We start from the raw sequence: 23,762 nt of genomic DNA, 5'->3' as shown, positions 1-23,762 counted from the left end.
TCTACAAAGCTCAAGGGTCTGAGTCCGGTGCAATACCGTGCCCAGACCCGTGCGGCCTAGAATCCCATTTAGCCAGTCCAACTATCGGGGACCACTTCACTTGTGAGAGAGCGTTTCGTTTTTAATCGCAGGAAGTGAGAGAGCGTTTCGTTCTTAATTGCAGGAAGTGAGAGAGCGTTTCGTTCTTAATCGTGGGTGGGCTGGTTAGAGCACCTTGCGGATGGTCTCTTCGAAGCTCGTGACGTGGTGCAGGGCCAGCTCGCCCGCTTTGTCGGCGTCGCCGGCGGCCACCGCCTTGAGCAGCTCGACGTGTTCGGTGACGTGGCCGCTCACCGAGGGCACCTTGTCCAGGACCAGGCACCAGATGCGGGTGGCCAGGTTGTCGTAGCGGATCAGGGTGTCTTCCAAGTGCGGGTTGGCTGCCGCCTTGTAGATCAGCCGGTGCACGGTCAGGTCGTAGCGCATGAGGTCGCGGGACTCGCTGGGATTGGGATCCAGCCCGGCAATGGTGTCGGCGACGTGCAGCAGCTCGCGGCGCATGGCGGCGTTTGCCCGGGTGGCCGCGCTGCGTGCCGCCAGTGGCTCCAGCAGCTCCCGGACCTCCGAGACGTCGGCCAGTTCGGTGAAGTCCACGTTGGTGGCGAAGGTTCCCCGGCGCGGATAGGACACCACCAGGTGGTCCACCTCCAGCCGCTTGATCGCCTCGCGCACGGGGGTGCGGCCAAACCCGAGCTCGGCCGCCAGCTGTCCGTCATTGATGGGTTCGCCCGGCCGGATCTCCAGCATGATCAGCTTGTCGCGCAGCTGACGGTAGGCGGCCTCCGCCTGGGACAGGACTTCGTCCTCGGCGGGTGGCAGGGCAGGAAGTGCATTCAAGGTGCCGCTCCGTTCATCGCTACTCAGTTCTTCACCGCTCAGCTTCACTACTGAGCGATCGGGTTCCAACCGGAAGCTCAGTGCCACTTTGCTCCCCGCTATTGACTCTCTTGTGATCCCAATCATACCATTGACCTCACACTGATATATCAGTCATAGCAATAGTGGTATTTCAAAGGAGCATCCGTGGTTGAGCAGTTGAACGAGCGACTTTCGGTAGTCGATCCCGAGGTCCAGCAGGCCATTGCCAATGAGCTGGGCCGCCAGCAGTCCACCCTGGAAATGATCGCCTCGGAGAATTTCGCCCCCTCCGCAGTCATGGAGGCACAGGGTTCGGTCCTGACCAACAAGTACGCCGAGGGCTACCCGGGCAAGCGCTACTACGGGGGCTGCGAGCACGTTGACGTCGTCGAGCAGCTGGCCATCGACCGCGTGAAGGCCCTCTTCGGCGCCGAGTTCGCGAACGTCCAGCCGCACTCCGGCGCGCAGGCCAACGCCGCCGCCATGTTCGCGCTGCTGAACCCGGGCGACACCATCATGGGCCTTGACCTGGCCCACGGCGGCCACCTCACCCACGGCATGCGCATCAACTTCTCCGGCAAGCTCTACAACGTGGTCCCGTACCACGTCCGTGAATCCGACCTCCGCATCGATATGGCCGAAGTCGAAGCGCTGGCCCTTCAGCACCGCCCGCGGCTGATCGTCGCCGGCTGGTCCGCTTACTCCCGTCAGCTCGATTTCGCCGAGTTCCGCCGCATCGCCGACCTCGTGGGCGCCTACTTGATGGTGGACATGGCGCACTTCGCCGGCCTGGTGGCAGCAGGGCTGCACCCCAATCCGGTGCCGTACGCCGACGTCGTCACCACCACCACCCACAAGACCCTCGGCGGTCCCCGCGGCGGCGTCATCCTGGCCAAGGAGGAATACGCCCGCAAGATCAACAGCGCCGTGTTCCCGGGCCAGCAGGGCGGCCCGCTGGAGCACGTCATAGCAGCAAAGGCAGTGGCCTTCAAGCTAGCCGGCACTCCGGAATTCAAGGAACGCCAGGAACGCGTCCTGCAGGGATCCAAGCTTCTGGCCGAACGGCTCCTCCGCGACGACGTCGCCGCGGCAGGCATCTCCGTGGTCAACGGCGGCACCGACGTGCACCTGGTCCTGGTGGACCTCCGCAACTCCGAACTGGACGGCCAGCAGGCCGAAGACGCCCTGCACCGGATCGGCATCACCGTCAACCGCAATGCCGTACCGTTCGATCCCCGCCCGCCGATGGTTTCCTCCGGCCTCCGGATCGGAACACCGGCCCTGGCCACCCGCGGCTTCGGCGCCGACGAATTCGCCGAAGTAGCGGACATCATCGCGACGGCGCTCATCGCCGCTGCCGGCAACGGCACCACCGGGACAACGTCCCTGAGCGACAGCACCGCCGTCGAACTCCGCGCCCGGGTGACCGCCCTTGCCGAACAGTTCCCCCTCTACCCCCACCTCAATAGCGGCACCGACACTGCCGCCTTCGAAGCAGCCCTGATTGGAGCAGCCCAGTGAGCACCCAACAGCTTCCGGAGCACCCGGATTTCCTCTGGCGCAACCCGGAGCCCAAGTCCTCCTACGACGCCGTGATTGTGGGCGGCGGCGGGCACGGCCTGGCCACGGCCTACTTCCTCGCCAAGAACCACGGCATGACCAACATCGCCGTCCTGGAAAAGGGCTGGCTGGCTGGCGGCAACATGGCCCGGAACACCACGATCATCCGTTCCAACTACCTCTGGGACGAGAGCGCGGCCATCTACGAGCACGCCCTGAAGCTGTGGGAAATCCTGCCCGAGGAACTTGAATACGACTTCCTGTTCAGCCAGCGCGGCGTCATGAACCTCGCCCACACCCTGGGCGACGTCCGCGAGAGCATCCGCCGCGTCGGCGCGAACAAACTCAACGGCGTGGACGCTGAATGGCTGGAGCCGGACCAGGTCAAGGAACTCTGCCCCATCCTGAACATCAGCGACAACATCCGCTACCCCGTCATGGGCGCCACGTACCAGCCGCGTGCAGGCATCGCCAAGCACGACCACGTGGCCTGGGCCTTCGCCCGCAAGTGCGACGAACTGGGCGTGGACATCATCCAGAACTGCGAAGTCACCGGCTTCGTCAAGGACGGCAACCGCGTGGTAGGCGTCAAGACCAACCGCGGCACCATCAACACCGAAAAGGTGGGCCTCGCAGCCGCCGGCCACAGCTCGGTCCTCGCGGAAATGGCCGGCTTCCGGCTCCCCATCCAGTCCCACCCGCTGCAGGCCCTGGTGTCCGAACTGCACGAACCGGTCCACCCCACCGTGGTGATGTCCAACCACGTGCACGTCTACGTCTCCCAGGCCCACAAGGGCGAACTGGTGATGGGCGCCGGCGTGGACTCCTACAACGGCTACGGCCAGCGCGGGTCCTTCCACGTGATCGAGAACCAGATGGCAGCCGCCGTCGAGCTCTTCCCCATCTTTGCCCGGGCACACGTGCTCCGGACCTGGGGCGGCATTGTGGACACCACCCTGGATGCCTCGCCGATCGTGGGCACCACCCCGGTGGAGAACATGTTCGTGAACTGCGGCTGGGGCACCGGCGGCTTCAAGGCCACGCCCGCTGCCGGCCTCACGTTCGCCCACACCATCGCCACGGGCACCCCGCACAAGCTGAACAAGCCGTTTGCGCTGGAACGCTTTGAAACCGGAGCCCTGATCGACGAACACGGCGCAGCCGCCGTGGCCCACTAGCCGCCGTCAGCGACCCTGCACTCATAGAAAGAAGACGCACATGCTGCTTATCTCATGCCCCAACTGCGGCTCGCGCGACGAGACCGAGTTCCACTACGGCGGCCAGGCCCACGTGGCCTACCCGGAGAACCCGAACGACCTGACCGACCGCGAGTGGGCCGAGTACCTGTTCTACCGCGACAACACCAAGGGCACCTTCGCCGAACGCTGGCTCCACAGCACCGGCTGCCGCCAGTGGTTCAACATGCTCCGCGACACGGTCACCTACGACATCCAGGCCGTCTACCCGATGGGCACCCCCCGTCCGGCAGCGGCCGGTGCGGCCGCCGTGGCGGCCCCGGACGCAGGAACTGCCAGCACCGCCCCTGACAGCACCACCACCGGCACCGCTGCGCCCAGCACCACCGCAACCAGCATCTCGCCAACCAGCACCGCCTCCAGCACCACCGCCCCGGAAGGAGCAACCAAGTGACTTCCCAGAACGCCCGCCTCGCCGCCGGCGGACGCATCGACCGCAGCATTTCCTGGCGTTTCACCGTGGACGGCGAGGAATTCACGGGCCACCCCGGCGACACGCTCGCCTCGGCCCTGCTCGCCAACGGCCGGATCGCCGCGGGCAACTCGCTCTACGAGGGCCGCGCCCGCGGCATCATGTCCGCCGGCGTGGAGGAATCCAACGCTCTGGTTCGCGTCGAAGCACGCTTCCCGGGCCACGTGGCCGAGTCGATGCTCCCCGCCACCACCGTCACCCTGGTGGACGGCCTGAAGGCGGACCTGCTCAACGGCCTGGGCCGACTGGACCCCGAAGACGACCGCGCCGAGTACGACAAGAAGTTCGTGCACACGGACGTCCTGGTGATCGGCGGCGGCCCCGCCGGCCTGGCCGCGGCCCGCGAAGCAGTCCGCACCGGCGCCCGCGTCATGCTGCTGGATGACCAGCCCGAACTGGGCGGCACGCTGCTGTCCGGCTCCACCGCCTCCGAGCTGGCCGAGGCCATCGAAGGCAAGCCGGCCCTGGAATGGGTGGCGGATGTGGAAGCCGAACTCGTCTCCGCAGCCGAATGCACCGTCCTGAACCGCACCACCGCCTTCGGCGCCTACGATGCCAACTACGTCGTCGCGGTCCAGAACCGCACCGACCACCTCTCCAGCCCGGCCGCCCCCGGCGTCTCCCGGCAGCGTATTTGGCACATCCGTGCCAACCAGGTGGTGCTGGCTCCCGGCGCCCACGAACGCCCGCTGGTGTTCGAGAACAACGACCGCCCGGGCATCATCCTCGCCTCGGCCGTCCGCACCTACCTCAACCGCTACGCCGTTGCCGCCGGGCAGCGCGTTGTCATCAGCACCACCAACGACAGCGCCTACGCCGTGGCCGCGGACCTCCGCGCCGCCGGCGTCAAGGTCGCCGCCGTCGTGGACGCCCGCCCCCGGCTCACCGAGGTGGCTGCCGCCGCCGTCGAATCCGGTACCCGCGTGCTGATCGGCAGCGCCGTAGCCAACACCGCTGCCGGGTCCGGCGACGGTGCATCCGACGGACGGCTGAGCAGCGTGACCGTCCGCAGCATCAACGACGACGGCGAACTCACCTCCGGCGTCGAAGAGATCGCCTGCGACCTGCTGGCCGTCTCCGGCGGCTGGAGCCCGCTGGTGCACCTGCACTCCCAGCGGCAGGGCAAGCTGCGCTGGGACGATGAGCTCGCCGCTTTCGTGCCGAGCACCGTTGTCCCGAACCAGCAGACCATCGGCTCGGGCCGCGGCAGCTTCGAACTGGAGGACTGCCTCGCCGAAGGCATCTCCGCCGGAGCCTCGGCAGCCATCGCCGCGGGCTTCGCATCCGAAACCAAGCCCGCCGTCATCGGTGAGCCGAAGGCATCCGCCCCCACCCGCCAGCTGTGGCTGGTTCCGGGCCAGGAAGGCACACCGGATGACTGGCACCACCACTTCGTGGACTTCCAGCGCGACCAGTCCGTGGCTGACGTGCTGCGGTCCACCGGTGCCGGCATGCGGTCCGTGGAGCACATCAAGCGCTACACCTCCATCAGCACCGCCAACGACCAGGGCAAGACCTCCGGCGTCAACGCGATCGGCGTCATCGCAGCCGCACTCCGCACGGCAGGCGAAGCGTCCCGCGGCATCGGCGACATCGGCACCACCACCTACCGGGCACCGTTCACCCCGGTGGCGTTTGCGGCACTCGCCGGACGCCAGCGCGGCGAGCTGTTCGACCCCGCCCGCGTCACCTCGATCCAGCCGTGGCACGTTGCCAAGGGCGCACTGTTCGAGGACGTGGGGCAGTGGAAGCGCCCCTGGTACTACCCGCAGGCCGGGGAGGACATGGACACCGCCGTGCTGCGCGAGTGCGCTGCAGTCCGCGAATCCGTGGGCTTCATGGACGCCACCACGCTGGGCAAGATCGAAATCCGCGGCAAGGACGCCGGTGAGTTCCTCAACCGGATCTACACCAACGCGTTCAAGAAGCTCGCCCCGGGTTCCGCCCGCTACGGCGTCATGTGCGGCCCGGACGGCATGATTTTCGACGACGGCGTGACCCTGCGCCTCGACGAGGACCGGTTCTTCATGACCACCACCACCGGCGGCGCCGCGAAGGTGCTGGACTGGCTGGAGGAATGGCTGCAGACCGAATGGCCTGAGCTGGACGTGCACTGCACCTCGGTGACCGAACAGTGGAGCACCATTGCCGTCGTCGGGCCCAAGTCCCGCGCAGTGATCGCGAAGCTGGCGCCCGAACTGGCCGCTGAGGGCGGCCTGGAAGCGGAAGCCTTCCCGTTCATGACGTTCCGCGAAACCACCCTGGCCTCCGGTGTTCAGGCCCGGATCTGCCGGATCTCGTTCTCCGGCGAGCTGGCCTACGAAATCAACGTGCCGTCCTGGTACGGGCTCAACACCTGGGAAGCCGTGGCAGCCGCCGGGGCCGAATTCAACATCACCCCCTACGGCACCGAAACCATGCACGTGCTCCGCGCCGAAAAGGGCTACCCGATCGTCGGCCAGGACACCGACGGCACCGTCACTCCGCAGGATGCGGGAATGGAATGGGTGGTCTCCAAGGCCAAGGAGTTCATCGGCAAGCGCTCCTACTCGCGGACCGACGCCAGCCGCGAGGACCGCAAGCACCTGGTCAGCGTCCTTCCCGTGGACGGCACGCTGCGGCTGCCGGAAGGCACCCAGCTCGTGGAAAAGGGCATCACCGTCAACCCTGCCTACGGACCCGTCCCCATGCAGGGCTTCGTGACCTCGAGCTACCACAGCGCCGCCCTGGGCCGGTCGTTTGGCCTGGCCCTGATCAAGAACGGCCGCAACCGCATCGGCGAGACCCTCGTGGCCGCAGCCGGAGACCAGCTGGTTGATGTCGTCATCGCCGAAACCGTACTTTTTGACCCCGAAGGGACCCGCAAAGATGGCTAACACCGCAGCACTCGAAGGCATCAATGGACTCCGGGACATCCGCCGCAGCCCGGCCTCCCACCTGGCCTCCGCACTGGAAGCCGGTTCCGTAGAGGGAACGGTTGTCCTGAAGGAAGGCCCGTTCCAGACCATGGCCGGGATCCGCGTGGACCCCCGCTCCGAGCAGGGCTCACGGATCGCGTCAGTTGCCGGCGGCCTGCCGGCACGGTGCGGTGAAGTGGCCGGCTCGGACGGCGTCAGCGTCCTGTGGCTCGGACCGGCCGAGTTCCTGGTGGTGGCACCGGAAGAAGCCCACGACTCCCTGGGCGGAGACCTGATCGGTTCCCTCACGGCGGCCCTGGGCGACGCCCCGGGCCAGGTGGTGGACCTCTCCGCCAACCGCACCACGTTCGAACTCTCCGGCCCGCGTGCCCGCGCCGTCCTGGAGAAGGGCTGCGCCGTTGACCTGCACCCCCGCAGCATCAAGCCGGGGACAGCCCTGAACACCGAGGTGGGCAACATCCCGGTGGTCCTGCTGAAGTCCGGCGAGGAGAGCTTCCGGCTCTTCCCGCGGGCTTCGTTCGCGGACTTCCTGGGCCGCTGGCTCCTGGACGCCATGAGGGAATACGCCTCCCCCGAGGTGCCCTGATGGCGCTGAGCGCCCTGGACCTCTTCTCCGTTGGCATCGGGCCGTCGTCGTCACACACGGTCGGCCCGATGCGGGCGGCGAAACTGTTCGCCGAAGGGCTCAAAGGTGACGGCCACCTGAGCGCCACCACGCGGGTCCAGGCGGAACTGTTCGGATCGCTCGGCGCCACCGGCCGGGGCCACGGCTCCGATAAAGCCGTGGTGCTCGGGCTCCAGGGCCTGGACCCCGAAACGGTGGACACCTCCACCGCGGACGACCAGGTGGCTGCCGCCGCGCTCGACGCCGAACTCCGGATCGGCGGGGACCACCGGGTGGACTTCAACTGGGACGAGGACGTGGTGCTGCACCGCCGCAAGTCCCTGCCGGCCCACCCCAACGGCATGACCTTCCGCGCGCTGGACCACAAGGGCGCCGTCCTCAGCGAACGGAGCTTCTATTCGATCGGCGGCGGCTTCGTTGTTGACGGGGACGCCGACGCCGGCGACAAAGTGGTGGCGGACGACACCCCGCTGCCGTACCCCTTCACCACGGCCGACGAACTCCTCGAGATCTGCCGCCGGGAAGGGATGTCCATCTCCGACGTCATGCTCGCCAACGAACTGGTGTGGCGCAGCGAAGCCGAGCTCCGCGCAGAGCTGCTGAAGCTCTGGGCCGTCATGCGCGAATGCGTGGACAACGGCTGCGCCGCGGAAGGAATCCTTCCCGGCGGGCTGAACGTCAGGCGCCGGGCGCCGTCGTTGTTCAAAACCCTGACGGCGGACACCGGCGTGACCGATCCGCTCCGGGCGATGGAATGGGTGAACCTCTTCGCGCTGGCCGTGAACGAGGAAAACGCCGCCGGCGGGCGCATCGTCACTGCCCCCACCAACGGCGCCGCCGGGATTGTGCCGGCGGTGCTGCACTACTACACCAAGTTTGTTCCCGGAGCCGACGACGACGGGGTGGTCCGCTTCCTGCTGGCCGCGGCCGCCGTCGGGATCCTGTTCAAGATCAACGCCTCCATTTCCGGTGCGGAAGTGGGATGCCAGGGCGAAGTGGGCTCCGCCTGCTCCATGGCGGCGGCCGGGCTGTGCGAGGTGCTTGGCGGCACGCCCGAACAGGTGGAAAACGCCGCCGAAGTGGGCATCGAACACAACCTCGGGCTGACCTGCGACCCCGTGGGCGGCCTGGTGCAGATTCCCTGCATCGAACGCAACGCCATTGCCAGTGTGAAAGCCATCAACGCCGCCCGCCTTGCCCTGCACGGCGACGGCAGCCACAAGGTATCCCTCGACAAAGCCATCAAAACGATGCGCGAAACAGGAGCCGACATGAAAACCAAGTACAAGGAGACCTCCCGCGGAGGCCTCGCCGTCAACGTGATTGAGTGCTGAGCCATGACTGCCATTGAGACTGAAACTTCCCTGCCGTCAGCCGCCGCCCCGGCCACCACCGTGGAGCACGTCCTGACCCTGGACTGCAGCGAGTCGCCGGGCATCGTCCATGCCGTGTCCGGCTTCCTGCTGGAACACGGCTGCGACATCATCGACAACCAGCAGTTCGGCGAACGGTCCGAGGGGCACTTCTTCATGCGGGTGCACTTTGCGTCCGACGGCGATGCCTCGACCGCGGACACGCTGCGGACCGCTTTTGGTCCGGTGGCCGAACGCTTCGGGATGAGCTGGCGGCTGGAGCCGCACGGCTCCAAGCGCAAGGTGCTGATCATGGTGTCCAAGTTCGGGCACTGCCTCAACGACCTGCTGTTCCGTGCCCGGATCGGCGAACTCCCGGTGGACGTGGTGGCCGTGGTTTCCAACCACACCGACCACCAGGCGCTGGTGGAATGGCACGGCATCCCGTTCTTCCACGTGCCCGTCACCGCCGCCACCAAGCCCGAAGCCGAAGCGCGGCTGCTGGAACTGGTGGACGAGTACGACGTGGAGCTGGTGGTGCTGGCCCGCTACATGCAGGTGCTCAGCGACGGCCTCACCCGCAAGCTGGACGGCAAGGCGATCAACATCCACCACTCGTTCCTGCCCAGCTTCAAGGGCGCCAAGCCATACCACCAGGCCTACGCCCGCGGCGTGAAGACCGTGGGCGCCACCGCGCACTACGTCAACGGCGAACTGGACGAGGGGCCCATCATCGCCCAGCAGGTGGTTGAGGTGGACCACACCTACGGCCCGGAAGACCTGGTGGCCGCCGGCCGCGACACGGAGTGCAAGGCTTTGTCCAACGCAGTCCGCTGGCACTGCGAGGGCCGGGTGATCCTGCAGGGCAACCGGACCGTGGTGCTCCGCTAGGTCCTGCCCGTTTTGCCGGGAGCCGGGACGCTCTCTCCCTTCCTGTCGGTTTTGCCGGGACGCTCTATCACTTCCTTGGGGGAAGTGAGAGAGCGTCCCGGCTTTTCCTGCGTTAAGTGAGAGAGCGTCCCGGGGGATAGGGCGCTTTGGGCGGTCCCGTCCGGGCCGGGCTACGGCGCGGCCAGCCGGGTGGCCAGGTGGAGCGCGGCGAGCCGGCCGGTTCCGCGCGGATCCCCGCCGCACAGCTCAAAGATCCGCTGCAGCCGGTGGTGCATCGACTGCCGCTCCACGTGCAGCTCCCGTGCGGCCTGCGCCGTGTTGCAGCCGGAGTCGAGCCACGTAGCCAGCGTTTCCAGCAGCTGCGAATTCCGCCGGGTATCGTGATCCAGCACGGGCCCCAGCTGCTGGCGGACAAAATCCTGCCGCGCACGTTGGTCCAGGTGTTGTGCCGCCAGACGTTCCACGGCGAGATTTTCGACGTCGAGCACCACGCCGCCGGTGTCCGACGTCGGCCGCGCCGCAGCGCGGAGTGAACTGTTTACCGCAAGATCCAGTGCGACTTTCGCCTCCGACAGCGACCACGGCGCGTTCTCGATCCCGGCTGCCAGCGGCCCCACCGCCGTCATGGTTCCGGCCTCAACCGGGAGCTCCTCCAGCGCGGCAACGAGTTCGGCCCGCGCCGACGCGGCCCCGTCGAACGGAAGGGCGGCAAGCGCCAGGACCTCCGCATTGTCCACGTAGCTGGCACTCTGCTGGGCCGACTTCTTGAGGATCTTGTCCATGGCCACCCGCAATTGCTGCGACGTGGATGTCCGGACGACGACGGCGACCATCGTCGCCGAGGGCGGAATGCCGGCGGCCGGCGAGAGCTGTTGGAGCCGCCACGGCTGGCTGCCGGAACTGACGGCGCGCAGCAGTGCAGTCCCTGCCACTTCCTTCAACCCGGGCGGCATCCGCTGCAGCAGGGCCAGCGAGAGGATGTCCACGCAGCGGCCGCCGGCAACGCGCGCGAGGTTGATGTCGCCGTCGGCCGGGACGGTGATGATCAGCCTCGCTGACGGCACACCGCGGACCGGCACATCGATGTTGATGACGGTGCCGTCAGTGCCCGTGCCGGCCGTGTGTCCGGGCTCCTCGTCACTGCCGGCGCCGTCGGTCGGAGAGCCGGTGCCCTCCGGCCGGGTGCCGGCGCCGTTGGGGCCGGCATTGCCCAGCGTCACACCGGACACGGACGAGAGCTCCAGTGTCGCGTCAATGATTCCGGCCAGGACGGCAAGGATCTGGTCCAGGCTGCTCCCGTGGGCCAGCTCAACAGCCATCTCATGGCTGGCCTCGTCCGCACGGCGCAGGTGGGCCACGGATTCGCTGACCAGCATCGAATTGATGGCCTGCATGATGCCCACGAACGGCACCACTTTACGGAATTCGATTAGCGGCAGTCCGGCTTCCTCCGCCGCCCGGACCATGGAGGAGGGAAGCGACGCGAGCCGCTGGCCCGTTTCCACCGCCAGCGCACCGACGCCGCGCTCAGCCAACTGGCGGATGTACTCCACGCGGCGCGCGTCCGAGGCTGTGACCAGGGCGTCGCCGCCGGTGAGGAGCAGTTCGCCGCCGCTAAGTAACGGTGCAATGTCCAGAACCTCACTGGAGTGGACCCATCGCAGCTGCGTATCGGCCGCTGCGGCCGCGCAGGCGCGGAGCACCGGATCCGCGGCAGTGAAGGTGGCGTGGTTCATGACATCGCTGAGCTTGATCGGCATGACGCTCCGTAATGCAAAGGGTCGTTTTGATGTACACATCGTATCTTGTTGGGTGTGGCCTGCAACACATAATCTGGATATACCCCTTTCCCCCTACGGAGGCCCCCCATGCAACACAACTCCACTGCAGTCCCGGCCGGCCAAACGCCCGTAGCCGGCGAAGACGTCGAAGCCTGGCTTCAGCCCATTCCCGAATCCCAGCGGACCCGGAAGGTATCCGGCCAGTTCTGGATCTGGGCCGGCGCAAACCTCGCACCCATCAACTGGGTGCTCGGCGCCCTGGGCATCCACCTCGGGCTTGGTTTTGCCGACACCGTCACCGTTCTGGTCCTGGGGAACCTGATCGGGATGCTCCTCTTCGGCTGCTTCGTCCTGCTCGGCCAGAAGACCGGGGCAACAGGCATGGTGCTGGCCCGTGCGGCATTCGGCAGGCGCGGAAATTACCTGCCCGCCGCCATCCAGGCGCTGCTGGTCATTGGCTGGTGTGCGGTGAACACATGGATCATCCTGGACCTGGTCATGGCGCTGTTCGGAACCCTCGGCTGGGTTGACCCGACTGCCCAGAACTACGCGTGGAAGATCGGCGTCGCCACCACCATCATGGCTGCACAGGTTGCCATCGCCTGGTTCGGCTACAAGGCCATCGCAGCATTTGAGAAGTGGACAGTGCCGCCCACTATCATCATCCTTGCGGTCATGTCCGCCGTCGCCTGGTTCGGCATGAAGATCAACTGGTCCTACGCCGGACCTGCCGGCAACATCCTTGAAGGCTCGGAGCGGATCGCCGCGATGAGCGCTGTCATGACGGCAATCGGCATCGGCTGGGGAATCACCTGGTTCACCTACGCCGCCGACTACTCACGCTTCGTCAGCACCGAAGTGCCCAAGCGCAAGGTCTACCTGGCCTCAGTCCTGGGCCAGTTCATCCCCGTCGTCTGGCTCGGAATCCTGGGCGCCAGCCTCGCCACCAACAGCGGCGAGATCGATCCCGGAAAGCTGATTGTCCAGAACTTCGGCGTCCTCGCACTTCCCGTGCTCCTGATGGTCCTGCACGGGCCCATCGCCACCAACATCCTGAACATCTACACCTTCTCGGTCGCCACGCAGGCGCTCGACATCACCATCAGCCGCCGCAAGCTCAACCTATTCGTCGGCGTGTTCTCGCTGGCCGCCGTCGTGTTCTTCATCTTCCAGGAAGACTTCGCCGCAGTGCTGGATGCCTGGCTGATCGGACTCGTGGCATGGGTGGCCGCCTGGGGCGGCGTCATGCTGGTGCACTACTTCTGGGTCGAGAAGCGCTGGCCCAGTGACGCCTCGCGGCTGTTCGACCGCGTGGGTACCAAGCGGCTCCCCGGAGTCAACTGGGCCGGCGTCGTATCCCTCCTGGTCGGCATCTTCGCCACCTGGCTGTTCATGTACGGGCTTGTCCCCGCAATGCAGGGCCCCATCGCCGTGGCCCTGGGCGGCTGGGACCTGTCCTGGCTGGCCGGCGGACTCAGCAGTGCTGCAAGCTACGCAGTACTTGGTCCCCGGGTTCACCGCAAGTTTCTGGCCAGTGCCGCAGCTCAGCAGGTAACCGTCCCGGAAGACACTGCAACCGAAACGTCAGTCCGCCCGGCAACCACGACCGCAGTCTCACTGTAGAAAGGAACCGGACCATGGAATTCCCCGCTTTCCCCGACTCCGCCCATCCCATCACCTGGCCCGAAGGCTACCGGGCGGCCGCGTCCTTCACGTTCGATGTGGACGCGGAGTCCTGCACCATCGCCCACGATCCCACCAGCACGCGCCGGATGTCGCTCATGACCCACCAGTCATACGGACCCAAGGTTGCTGTGCCGCGGCTGCTGCAGATCCTGCAGCGCCAGGATATCCAGGCCACCTTCTTCATCCCCGGCTTCACGGCCGAGAGCTACCCCGACGTGGTGCGGCGGATCGTGGACGCGGGCCACGAGATCGCCCACCACGGCTACCTGCACGAACCCATGCAGGGAATCGACGCCGCCACCGAGGCGCGGTACATCGACCGTGGACTGGAAGCACTGGCCAAGGTGGCGGGCGTCCGGCCCGTGGGCTACCGCGCCCCCTGGTGGGAGCTCAACTGGCACTCGCCGGCCCTCCTTGCAGACCGCGGCTTCCTCTACGATTCAAGCCTGCTCGACGGCGATGCACCGTACCGATTCAGCGTCGCCGAGGGTGACTCCAGGGACCTGGTCGAGATCCCGGTCGACTGGGCATTGGACGACTGGGAGCAGTACGCGTTCTATCCCGGAGTGACCGGCAGCGGCGTCATCGAAAGCCCCGCCAAGGTGCTCGAGATGTGGACGCTGGAAGCCGAGGCGCACCACGCTGCCGGGAGCTGTTTCGTGCTGACCAACCACCCGTTCATCTCGGGCCGGCCCTCCAAGGCCGTGGCACTCGAGCAGCTGATCAGCCGGGTCAAGGCCATGGACGGCATGTGGGTCACCACGATGGCAAAGATCGCCGAGCACACGCGGGACACGGTTTCTGAAGTCCACAGCCACGCGCGGATCGAGGTTCCCGGCTTCCCCGACGCCGGCGCCCGCTTCACTCCGGCGCAGGTCCGCCAGCCAGCGCTGGCTTCCGACCGGCTCCACCACTAACCCTGGCCAACCGAACCACCGGACCCTCTCTCACTATCTACCGAAAAAGCCGGAACCCTCTCTCACTTTCTTCAAGACAGTGAGAGAGGGTTCCGGCTTTTGGCGCAACAAGTGAGAGAGCGTTGGGAAGGGCGGGCCTCGGCGGAACGCGTCAGACCTGGTCCTTGAGGGCTTCGGTGCGTTCCTCGATGAACGGGCGGAGCGTTTCACTCTGCTCCGCCAGTTCCTCCCCGGTGAGGCCGTCGCTGGAGGGTTCTTCTGAAAGCTCGGGGGATGGTCCGGTCAACATTCCCCGGGACAGCTGTGACGTTACTGTGCCCGCCCCATGTCGCGGGTATGACCCGTCCACAGGCCCCCGCCGCCCGGACCAGCAAACCCTCCGTCACTTCCTGCCGCTTAAAGCCGAACGCTCTCTCACCGTGGACCAGTTCACCGGGTGAGAGAGCGTTCGGGCAAAAGGCGCAGGAAGTGAGAGAGCGTCCTGGTAGTGGGCGGGAGGCTAGACGCCCAGGGCTTCCTTCAGCGCCGCGACGTGGCCCTGGGCCTTGACCTGGTACTGGGCCAGCTTCACTTTGCCTTCGGGGTCGAGCACCACGGTGGAGCGGACGATTCCTTCAGTCACCTCGCCGTCGCGCAGCTTTTCGCCCCAGGCGCCGTAGGCCAGTGCAACAGCGTGGTCCTCGTCGGCCAGGAGCGGGAAGGTCAGCGCGAAGTCGCCGGTGAAGTGTGCCAGCTTCTCGGGGGCGTCGGGGGAAACTCCGAGCACCTCGTAGCCGGAACCCTGCAGGGACTCGAGGCTGTCGCGGAAATCGCACGCCTCGGTGGTGCAGCCCGGGGTGGCCGCTTCCGGGTAGAAGTACACAATGACGTTCTTGCCGCGGTAGTCGGCCAGCGACGTCGGCTTGCCCTCAGCGTCCGGCAGGGTGAAGTCCGGTGCCTGGGTTCCGGGCTGGAGCTTGGTGGTCAGAGTGGGGGTCATGATGATCCTTCGGGAGTCTGATTACTGACAAAGCCTGCGTACTGAACGGGCTGGCTGCGCTGGTTTCTACTGGCACAACCACCGTTTCAGATGCAGTATTCCGCGGGGCCGCGAACTTTTGTGTGCGGGCCCGGGACGAACTGGTAGCCGCCGCCGCGCACCGTGGCGATCGCATGCCGGCCGCGGCGCAGCTTCCGCCGCACCCGGCCCACATACACATCGATGGAACGGGAGGCCGCCGCTGGGGAATCGAATGATTCCAGGAAAAGCCGCAGCTCTTCACGGCTGATGGCCCGCGAACAGTTTTCCACGAGGTAGCGCAGCAGCTTGAATTCGACGCCGGTCAGCGCCACCAGCTTGCCGTCCAGCAGAACCTCGCCGGCGGCAAGATCCACTGACACCAGGCTCGCGGGACCGGCCGACGGAGGCAGGGGAGTGGCGCCGTCGTCGTCCACTTCCGGGGAGTCCTCCGGAAGGGCAGACGACGGCACCCGGGTTCCGCTGCCGGCTGCCCCGTGCGGTCCCCCCGGCAGGGCAGCCTCGGCAGCGGAAGTTGCAGCTCCGGCGGCGGGCCAGACATGGACTTCCGCCTCCGGAGCAATTTTCAGGGCACGCGCCAGCAACAGTTCCGCGGCGCGAACCATCATGGCATCGTCAATGTCCTGCCCGCCGTCCGGCGTCACCCAGACGGCCAGGCCATGGGCCTTGAGCTGCGGACCCCGCGCCGCTGCCACGGCCTTCGCCGGACCAGGCGTTGCCGGAGCAGTGGTCGCCGTAGCGGACGCACATATGCCGCGCGGGGAATGTACCTGGACAGCCACGGCGTGGTTCCTCAGACGCCGCCGCGGCGGATGAGCTTGCCGCCGGGGGTCTGGCCGTCGATCTCATGGCCGCGCAGGAATGTCTTCCGGACCACACCGGAGAGCGCCTTGCCGTCGTACGGCGTGATGGGGTTCTTGTGCTTGAGCTTGGAAACATCCACCACGAAGGCCTCGTCCGGGGCGAAGACCGAGAAATCGGCATCGAACCCGAGTGCCAGCTGGCCCTTGTTGGACAGGCGTGCCAGGGCGGCCGGCTTCTCGGCCATCCAGGACACAACCTGCTCCAGCGGGATGCCGCGGTGCCGGGCTTCGGTCCAGATGAGCGAGAGGCCCAGCTGCAACGAGGAGACACCGCCCCAGGCCACGGCGAAGTCGCCGTTCTCCAGGTCCTTCAGATCCAGCGTCGACGGGGAGTGGTCGGACACGATGCAGTCGATGGTGCCGTCCTGCAGGCCCCTCCAGAGCAGCTCGCGGTTGGAGGCCTCGCGGATCGGCGGGCAGCACTTGTAGGCAGTCGCGCCGTCGGGGATCTCCTCGGCCATGAGCGTGAGGTAGTGCGGGCAGGTCTCCACAGTGAGGTGGACGCCGTCGCGCTTTGCGGAGGCGATCATCGGGAGCGCGTCCGAGGAGGAGAGGTGCAGGATGTGGGCGCGGGCGCCGGTCCACCGGGCACGTTCGATCACCTCGGCGATGGCCTTGTTTTCGGCGCCTCGGGGGCGGGAGGCCAGGAAGGTGGAGTAGTGGTCGCCGCCCGGATGGGGTGCGCGGTCAATGGCGTGCGAGTCCTCGGCGTGGACGATCATGAGCGAGTCGAAGGACTTGAGCTCGGCCATGTCCTCTTCCATCTCGTCCGCTTCCAGGTGCGGGAACTCGTCCACGCCGGAGTGCAGCAGGAAGCACTTGAAGCCGAACACGCCCTCGTCATGCAGCGGGCGCAGGTCCGCCTTGTTGCCGGGAACCGCGCCGCCCCAGAAGCCGACGTCCACGAACGCCTGGTCCTCGGCCACTTCACGCTTGAGCTTGAGGCCTTCCACGGTGGTGGTGGGCGGAATGGAATTCAGCGGCATGTCGATGATGGTGGTGACACCGCCGGCCGCTGCGGCGCGGGTGGCGGACGCGAAGCCCTCCCACTCGGTGCGGCCGGGCTCGTTGACATGGACGTGGGTGTCCACCAGGCCGGGAATCAGGGTTTCGTCGTCGGCGAGCTGGACCACTTCGCTGCCGGCCAGGCCGTTGCCGAGCGGTTCGATGGCCACGATCTTGCCGCCGCGCACGCCCACTTCACGGGGCGCGATGCCGGCCGTGGTGAGGATGCGCTGGCCCCGGATAACGAGGTCAAAGCGTTCTTCAGACATTGAGGGGCTCCTTAGTGCGGGCGCTGTTCACCGGCGCGGTGGAACCGGCCGGGGCGGGGGCCTGGGTCAGGTCCGCCAATTCCGCGCCGATGTGCTTTCCCAATTGTTCAAGCAGGGGTCCTGCTTCGGCTATACATATTTCTACCTTGGCCTCCAACGCGGTCAGCGGGTAGACCTGCCGGAATCCGGAATCCTTTTGTTGCTCCGGTGTCAGGGTGGTCCGGCCGCAGACGGCCACCGCCGGAACGCCGGCCCGTTCAGCAGCACGCGCCACGCCCATGGGCGTCTTGCCGAGCAGGCTCTGTTCGTCCAGGCTGCCTTCGCCGGTGATCACCAGGTCGGCGCCAGCCAGCCGGTCGGCCAGCCCGGTGAATTCAAGCACGACGTCGATGCCAGGCCTGCGCGTTGCGGCCAGGACCGCGATGGCGGCGTAGCCCACGCCGCCTGCCGCTCCGGCACCCGGTGCCTCCGCGGCCTTCAGTGCGCGGGTCCCGATCTCGGCGGCGAGGACGTCCACGAAATGCTGCAACGCCGCGTCCAGGGTTCCGACGTCGTCCGCCGTGGCGCCCTTCTGCGGGCCGAAGATCGCGGGAGCGCCCTCCGCCCCGAGCAGGGGGTTGTCCACGTCGCTGGCCAGGACAAAGCGCGTCTCGTCCAGGCGGGAATCGAAGTCCGAGAAGTCGATCCGGTCCAGCCTGGCGAGGGCCGCGCCGCCCGGCGGCAGTTCGTTGCCGTCGGCGTCGAGGAGTTGCGCGCCCAGTCCCTGCAGGACGCCCGCGCCGCCGTCGGTGTTGGCGCTTCCGCCGACGCCGAGAATGATCTGCCGGCATCCGGCGTCGAGCGCCGCCCGGATCAGTTCACCGGTGCCCAGGCTGGTGGCGCCCTTGGCATCCAAGGTGCCGCCGGGGAGGACGGCGAGGCCGGAAGCCGCTGCCATTTCGATGACCGCTTCGCGGCCGCGGACGGCAAAGTCCGCCCGGAGCGGCTGCCCGGTAGGGCCGCTGACCGTGGCGCTCCGGCGGGAGAAGCCGGAGCCGACGGCGGCATCGAGGGTGCCCTCGCCGCCGTCGGCCACCGGAATCCGGAGTACCTCAAGGTTGTGGCCCGTGGCGGACTGCAGCCCGGCAGCCAGGTGCCGGGCCACGTCCGGGGCGGACAGCGAGCCCTTGAACTTGTCCGGGGCGATCACGATCCGCATGGTTAGGCCTGCATCGCCAGGATGGCGGTGGGGGCGTCGGCGCTGGTCTCGGCCAGTTCCTCGAACTCGTTGACCGCGTTGATTTCCACGCCCATGGAGATGTTGGTGATCTTCTCCAGGATCACTTCGACCACCACGGGAACCTTGAACTCGCCCATGAGCGCCTTGGCCTTGTCGAACGCGGAACCCAGGTCGCTGGGGTCCTCCACGCGGATGGCCTTGCAGCCCAGGCCCTCGGCCACCTTGATGTGGTCCACGCCGTAGCCGTTTGTTTCCGGTGAGTTGATGTTTTCGAAGGCCAGGGACACGTTCTGTTCCATGTTGAAGCCGCGCTGGGACTGGCGGATCAGGCCCAGGTAGGAGTTGTTGACCACCACGTGGATGTACGGCAGGTTGAACTGCGCACCCACGGCCAGCTCCTCGATCATGAACTGGAAATCGTAGTCACCGGACAGGGCAACAACGGTCTCGTCCGGCTTGCCGCGGACAACGCCCAGGGCGGCCGGAGCGGTCCATCCCAGGGGCCCTGCCTGGCCGGCGTTGATCCACTTGCGCGGGCCGAACACGTGCAGCATCTGGGCGCCGGCGATCTGGGACAGTCCGATGGTGGAAACGTACGTGGTGTCCTTGCCGAAGGACTTGTTCATCTCCTCGTACACGCGCTGCGGCTTGATGGGGATGTTGTCGAAGTGTGTCTTGCGGTGCAGGCTGGCTTTGCGTTCGGCACACTCGGCGGCCCAGCCGGAGTAGTCGGGCAGGGATCCGGCGGCCCGGCGCTCGCGGGCCAGCTCAATCAGCCCGGCCAGCGCCGCACCGGCGTCGGACGCGATGCCGAAGTCCGGGGAGAACACGCGGCCGATCTGCGTGGGCTCGATGTCGATGTGCACGAAGGTGCGGCCGGCCGTGTAGGTGTCCAGCCCGCCGGTGTGGCGGTTGGCCCAGCGGTTGCCGATGCCGATCACGAAGTCGCTGCGCAGGTAGTTCTCGTTGCCGTAGCGGTGCGAGGTCTGCAGGCCCACCATGCCGGCCATCAGCGGGTGGTCGTCAGCGATGGCGCCCCAGCCCATCAGGGTCGGAATGACGGGAACGCCCAGCAGTTCGGCCAGTTCAACCAGCTGCTCGGAGGCGCCGGCGTTGATGATGCCGCCACCGGCCACGATCAGGGGGCGCTCACCCGCGGTCAGCATGTCCAGGGCCTTGTCCAGCTGCTTGCGGCTGGCCTTGGGCTTCTCAACGGGCAGGGGCTCGTAGGTGTCGATGTCGAATTCGATCTCGGCCATCTGCACGTCGATGGGCAGGTCCAGCAGGACGGGGCCGGGGCGGCCGGAGCGCATCAGCTGGAAGGCCTTCTGGAAGGCGCCGGGAACCTGGCCGGGTTCCAGGATGGTCATGGCCATCTTGGTGACGGGCTTGGCGATGGACTCGATGTCCACGGCCTGGAAATCTTCCTTGTGCAGCTTGGCCACGGGGGCCTGGCCGGTGATGCAGAGCATGGGGATGGAATCGGCCCACGCCGCGTACAGGCCGGTGATCATGTCGGTGCCGGCCGGGCCGGAGGTGCCGATGCAGATGCCGATGTTGCCGTCCTTGGCGCGGCTGAAGCCGTCCGCCATGTGGCTGGCGCCTTCAACATGGCGGGCCAGCGTGTGGCGGATCCCGCCGTGGGCCCGCATGGCCGAATAGAAGGGGTTGATTGCCGCGCCTGGCAGGCCGAACGCCTCGGTGGCGCCCTCCTTTTCCAGGATCGCGACGGCAGCGTCTACGGTGCGCATCTTGGTCATGGTGTACTCCTAGGGAAACTTTGGGGCCCTCTCGGGCTGTTTTCGGGTGTGGTGGGGGAGCCGCCGTCGTTGATGGACGACGGCGGTTGCCCGGTTTTGCTTGTTGTCCGGCTACTGCCGGAGGTGCCTTACTTCCGGCCGCTGAGCTGGAGGACCTGCTTGAAGAGGCCCGAGTGGTCCAGTGCGCCGTCGCCCTGGTTGACGGTGGCGGCAACGAGTTGTGCGACGACGGCGCCGAGAGGGACGGCGACGTTGGCTTCGCGGGCGGCGGAGGTGACGATGCCGAGGTCCTTGTGGTGCAGGGCCAGGCGGAAGCCGGGGTCGAAGTTGCGGTCCAGCATCTTCTGGCCCTTCTGGTCCAGGACTTTGGAGCCGGCGAGGCCGCCGCCGAGGACCTTGAGGGCTGCGTCGGTGTCCACGCCGTAGGCCTCAAGGAAGGCGATGGCTTCGGCCAGGACCTCGATGTTGACGGCGACGATCAGCTGGTTGGCTGCCTTGACGGTCTGGCCGGAGCCTGCGGGGCCGACGTGGACGATGGTCTTGCCGACGGCGTTGAGGACGTCCTGGGCTGCCTCGAAGTCGGCCTTCTCGCCACCGACCATGATGGAGAGAGCGGCGTCGATGGCACCCTGTTCGCCGCCGGAGACCGGGGCGTCGAGCGGGCGGATGCCTGCTGCGACTGCGTCCTCGGCCAGGCGCTTGGCGACGTCCGGGCGGATGCTGCTGGCGTCAATCCACAAGGTGCCCTTCTTGGCGTTGGCGAAGACGCCCTCGGGTCCGCTGACTACGCCCTCAACGTCGGGGGAGTCCGGGACCATGGTGATCACGACGTCGGCGTCCTTGACGGCGTCCGCGATGCTCGTGGCGCCCTTGCCGCCTTCGGAGACCAGCTTGTCGATCTTGTCCTGGCTGCGGTTGAAACCGGTGACGGTGTGGCCGGCCTTGACGAGGTTGATGGCCATGGGCAGGCCCATGATTCCGAGTCCGATGACTGAAACGTTGCTCATTGTGGTTCTCTTTCTGAAGTCTGTGGTGGTGCGGGTGGTTGAGCTCGTCGAAACTGCTACTGGCTGACGCGCTGGCGGATGGCCCAGCTGAAGGCGGTTTCCTGCGGTTCCTTGTATTCGAGGCCGATGTAGCCTTCGTAGCCGAGTTCGCGGCTGCGGGCGATCCATTCGCCGAGGGGAAGCTCTCCGGTTCCGGGAGCCCCGCGGCCGGGGTTGTCGGCGATCTGGATGTGGCCGAAGTCCTTCGCATGCTTTTCGATGACGGCGGCGACGTCGTCTCCGTTGACGGCCAGGTGGTAGAAGTCGGCGAGGAGCTTGATGTTCTCTGCGCCGGATTCCTCCTTGACCCGGGCAATGACGTCAAGTGCGTCCTGGGCTTTGAGGAGCGGGTACCTGGGGGCGCCGCTGACCGGTTCCAGCAGGACGGTGCCGCCGACGCGGGCCACTCCTTCGGCTGCGGCGGCCAGGTTCCTGGCGCCCAGTTCGTCCTGCTCCTCCGGGGTGAATTCGTCCTGCCGGTTGCCGTACAGGGCGTTGAAGGCTTTGCAGCCGAGGCGCTCGCCGATGCCGGCGACGACGTCGATGTTGTCCTTGAACTCGGAGCAGCGTCCCTTCCAGGAGACCAGTCCGCGGTCGCCGCCGGGCATGTTGCCGGCGTTGAAGTTCAGGCCGGTGAGCTGCACGCCGGCGTCGGTGATGGCGCGCTCGAAGGCCGTGGCCTCGGCGTCGGTGGGGACGGAAGTTTCAAAAGGCCACCAGAACTCGACGGCGTCAAAGCCGGCGGCCTTCGCGGCGGCGGGCCGCTCGAGCAGGGGCAGCTCTGTCAGCAGGATGGAGCAGTTCACTGTGTACGTCATCGTAGGTCCTTCCGAGGAGGGGGCTTTGATCTAGCTTCCTAAGCTTCTCGCCGCTTCGCGATTCCGCTAGGCGATTCTGCGAGATATTTTCACTTGGTGGAAATTAGATTCTGCTTTATGAAAAGTGTAGGGAAGGGAGGCGTGTGGAGTCAAGGGGTGACGATGCTGGCACTTTTCGTGGAATCCGGCTACCGTCCCCGACCCGAAAGCCTTAAGCTGTAGATCGTAAGCATGCTTCGTATCTTGAAGGAGTGGTTCAGGTGGGCAAAGTACCGGTTCTCGGATTGGCAGCAGCGGTCCTCGCATTGGCGGCGTGCACGGGTGGTGGGGGCGGCACCGCGAGCCCCACGGCGACGACCGCCACCACCGAGGCGGCCCAGGACAAGGTGTATACCGAGGACGAGCTCCGCGTATTGATCTCCGGCATGAAGGACGCCGAAGGCAACGAGCTCAAGCTCTATTCCAAGGACCAGGTGGACCAGGGCGGGCGCATTGCAAGCCTGCTCATGAGCGCGGCGAAGACCGACCCCGAGGGCTGCAAATCCATCGCCACCGCCGGCCTGCTGGACACGGTGGACAAGGGGGAGGTGGCAGTCGCCATTTCAGAGAGCAAAGAGCCGCGTACTGTCTCAGCCCAGTCCGGCAGCGAAGGGCCCGACGCGGTCGGACTGCTCCAGGAGCTCAGCGGCAAGATGGATCAGTGCGACAAGTTCTCCCTTGACGTGCTGGGCCAGAAATACGAAGTCTCCAGCAAGGAACTGCAGGCCGAGACGGACGCCGAGGAAACCTTCGCCACCGTCAGCACGCGCGGAACCGGCACCGCGGACATGCTGATGCAGGTCTCCGCCGCCGAGGGCAGGCTCCTGGTTGTTGCCACGAAGGGCGGCGCGGACCTTGGGAGCAGTGATCAGAAGGAGCTGGAAGAGGTAATCAACCGGGTCCTGCAAAAGGCTGAAGGCGGAACGGCGAGTGCCAGCCCGACCTCCACCGGCACCGCCTCGTCCACGGGCACGGCCACGGTCACCGTGACCCCTTCGGAATCGTCGACGCCGAAGGAAACGGGGTCAGGGGACGGCGCCACTTCCTCGCCGTCGCCTACGTCCACCGTGACCCCGTAGCGTCGCAAGCCGCCGCCATCGGTCAGCCGGCGGCGGACACATGGAAGGGCTGGCTCCTTACGGAGCCAGCCCTTGATCCAGCCGGATACTAGTGCCGCTTGAAGGCATGCCTGAACTTTTCGCCGGCCTGCTTGAGGTCGGCCCTGATGGCGCGGCCTTTGCCTTCGGCCCTCATGCGGCGGTCGCCGCTGGCTTCCCCGGCGGCTTTCTTTCCCTTGCCGTGTAGTCGCTCCGCGGCGTTGTGGATCCTGTCACCCAAACTCATTGCGGTCCTCCTTGTGGTGCGGCCGA

Annotated in this window: 21 protein-coding genes; 10 read left to right on the top strand and 11 right to left on the bottom strand. The window is 66.8% G+C overall.

The window, feature by feature from the left end:
- Positions 1-204: 204 nt before the first annotated feature.
- Entirely contained in the window at positions 205-876 is a 672-nt protein-coding gene (locus tag ASF98_RS04745) for a GntR family transcriptional regulator (protein WP_055798219.1), read from the bottom strand.
- Positions 877-1,062: 186 nt separating this feature from the next.
- Between ASF98_RS04745 and glyA the strand changes: the two genes are divergently transcribed.
- The 7 genes from glyA to purU are packed head-to-tail and all read left to right on the top strand — an operon-like array spanning position 1,063 to position 9,971.
- The gene (glyA, locus tag ASF98_RS04740) at positions 1,063-2,418 is read left to right on the top strand and encodes a serine hydroxymethyltransferase (RefSeq protein ID WP_055798176.1); all 1,356 of its coding nucleotides are present in this window, start codon (positions 1,063-1,065) and stop codon (positions 2,416-2,418) included.
- Positions 2,415-3,635, top strand: a complete 1,221-nt coding sequence (locus ASF98_RS04735) for a sarcosine oxidase subunit beta family protein (protein WP_055798173.1) — start codon at positions 2,415-2,417, stop codon at positions 3,633-3,635. Before glyA ends, ASF98_RS04735 begins: the two co-directional genes overlap by 4 nt.
- A 40-nt stretch (positions 3,636-3,675) precedes the next feature.
- Positions 3,676-4,107, top strand: coding sequence for a sarcosine oxidase subunit delta (locus tag ASF98_RS04730; RefSeq protein ID WP_055798170.1), 432 nt, complete (start codon positions 3,676-3,678; stop codon positions 4,105-4,107).
- Entirely contained in the window at positions 4,104-7,061 is a 2,958-nt protein-coding gene (locus ASF98_RS04725) for a 2Fe-2S iron-sulfur cluster-binding protein (protein WP_055798168.1), read from the top strand. The genes ASF98_RS04730 and ASF98_RS04725 overlap by 4 nt, the downstream gene beginning before the upstream one ends.
- Positions 7,054-7,689, top strand: a complete 636-nt coding sequence (locus ASF98_RS04720; RefSeq protein WP_055798165.1) for a sarcosine oxidase subunit gamma — start codon at positions 7,054-7,056, stop codon at positions 7,687-7,689. The genes ASF98_RS04725 and ASF98_RS04720 overlap by 8 nt, the downstream gene beginning before the upstream one ends.
- Positions 7,689-9,062, top strand: coding sequence for an L-serine ammonia-lyase (locus ASF98_RS04715; RefSeq protein ID WP_055798163.1), 1,374 nt, complete (start codon positions 7,689-7,691; stop codon positions 9,060-9,062). Before ASF98_RS04720 ends, ASF98_RS04715 begins: the two co-directional genes overlap by 1 nt.
- 3 nt (positions 9,063-9,065) lie before the next feature.
- Positions 9,066-9,971: a formyltetrahydrofolate deformylase gene (gene purU / locus ASF98_RS04710; protein ID WP_055798160.1), complete on the top strand. Its 906-nt coding sequence runs from the start codon at positions 9,066-9,068 to the stop codon at positions 9,969-9,971.
- Positions 9,972-10,141: 170 nt separating this feature from the next.
- Here the strand turns inward: purU and ASF98_RS04705 are convergent, their stop codons facing one another.
- Positions 10,142-11,731, bottom strand: a complete 1,590-nt coding sequence (locus ASF98_RS04705) for a PucR family transcriptional regulator (RefSeq protein WP_055798157.1) — start codon at positions 11,729-11,731, stop codon at positions 10,142-10,144.
- 108 nt (positions 11,732-11,839) lie between these two features.
- On the opposite strand from ASF98_RS04705, the gene ASF98_RS04700 reads away from it, so the two are divergent.
- Positions 11,840-13,375: a purine-cytosine permease family protein gene (locus ASF98_RS04700; RefSeq protein ID WP_055798154.1), complete on the top strand. Its 1,536-nt coding sequence runs from the start codon at positions 11,840-11,842 to the stop codon at positions 13,373-13,375.
- Positions 13,376-13,389: 14 nt separating this feature from the next.
- On the top strand, positions 13,390-14,355 hold the full coding sequence (locus ASF98_RS04695) for a polysaccharide deacetylase family protein (protein ID WP_055798144.1): 966 nt from the start codon (positions 13,390-13,392) through the stop codon (positions 14,353-14,355).
- 151 nt (positions 14,356-14,506) lie between these two features.
- Here the strand turns inward: ASF98_RS04695 and ASF98_RS24990 are convergent, their stop codons facing one another.
- From ASF98_RS24990 to ASF98_RS04660, 8 genes are all read right to left on the bottom strand, one after another.
- Positions 14,507-14,641 carry a hypothetical protein gene (locus tag ASF98_RS24990; RefSeq protein WP_268760408.1) on the bottom strand — a complete coding sequence of 45 codons (135 nt, stop codon included), beginning with the start codon at positions 14,639-14,641 and terminating at the stop codon, positions 14,507-14,509.
- A 213-nt stretch (positions 14,642-14,854) separates the two neighbouring features.
- Positions 14,855-15,334, bottom strand: a complete 480-nt coding sequence (gene bcp / locus ASF98_RS04690) for a thioredoxin-dependent thiol peroxidase (protein WP_055798141.1) — start codon at positions 15,332-15,334, stop codon at positions 14,855-14,857.
- 86 nt (positions 15,335-15,420) lie between these two features.
- Entirely contained in the window at positions 15,421-16,155 is a 735-nt protein-coding gene (locus tag ASF98_RS04685; RefSeq protein WP_055798137.1) for a winged helix-turn-helix domain-containing protein, read from the bottom strand.
- Between the two features lie 11 nt (positions 16,156-16,166).
- Positions 16,167-17,510: an allantoinase AllB gene (gene allB / locus ASF98_RS04680; protein WP_055798134.1), complete on the bottom strand. Its 1,344-nt coding sequence runs from the start codon at positions 17,508-17,510 to the stop codon at positions 16,167-16,169.
- Positions 17,503-18,708: a glycerate kinase gene (locus ASF98_RS04675; protein WP_055798131.1), complete on the bottom strand. Its 1,206-nt coding sequence runs from the start codon at positions 18,706-18,708 to the stop codon at positions 17,503-17,505. The genes allB and ASF98_RS04675 overlap by 8 nt, the downstream gene beginning before the upstream one ends.
- A gap of 2 nt (positions 18,709-18,710) precedes the next feature.
- Positions 18,711-20,489, bottom strand: a complete 1,779-nt coding sequence (gene gcl / locus ASF98_RS04670) for a glyoxylate carboligase (protein WP_055798128.1) — start codon at positions 20,487-20,489, stop codon at positions 18,711-18,713.
- 128 nt (positions 20,490-20,617) lie between these two features.
- On the bottom strand, positions 20,618-21,664 hold the full coding sequence (locus tag ASF98_RS04665) for a 2-hydroxy-3-oxopropionate reductase (protein WP_268760407.1): 1,047 nt from the start codon (positions 21,662-21,664) through the stop codon (positions 20,618-20,620).
- Positions 21,553-22,353, bottom strand: a complete 801-nt coding sequence (locus tag ASF98_RS04660; RefSeq protein ID WP_055798123.1) for a hydroxypyruvate isomerase family protein — start codon at positions 22,351-22,353, stop codon at positions 21,553-21,555. The genes ASF98_RS04665 and ASF98_RS04660 overlap by 112 nt, the downstream gene beginning before the upstream one ends.
- A 260-nt stretch (positions 22,354-22,613) precedes the next feature.
- Here ASF98_RS04660 and ASF98_RS04655 point away from each other — a divergent pair, with 260 nt between their 5' ends.
- Positions 22,614-23,471, top strand: a complete 858-nt coding sequence (locus ASF98_RS04655) for a hypothetical protein (protein WP_055798120.1) — start codon at positions 22,614-22,616, stop codon at positions 23,469-23,471.
- A gap of 88 nt (positions 23,472-23,559) precedes the next feature.
- Here the strand turns inward: ASF98_RS04655 and ASF98_RS04650 are convergent, their stop codons facing one another.
- On the bottom strand, positions 23,560-23,736 hold the full coding sequence (locus tag ASF98_RS04650; protein ID WP_055798117.1) for a CsbD family protein: 177 nt from the start codon (positions 23,734-23,736) through the stop codon (positions 23,560-23,562).
- Between the last annotated feature and the right edge of the window lie 26 nt (positions 23,737-23,762).

It is taken from the genome of Arthrobacter sp. Leaf337, from assembly GCF_001423745.1.
Classification (GTDB): Bacteria; Actinomycetota; Actinomycetes; order Actinomycetales; family Micrococcaceae; genus Arthrobacter.
Note: the sequence above shows the minus strand (reverse complement) of the source record. Positions and strands in the feature narration are given on the sequence as shown.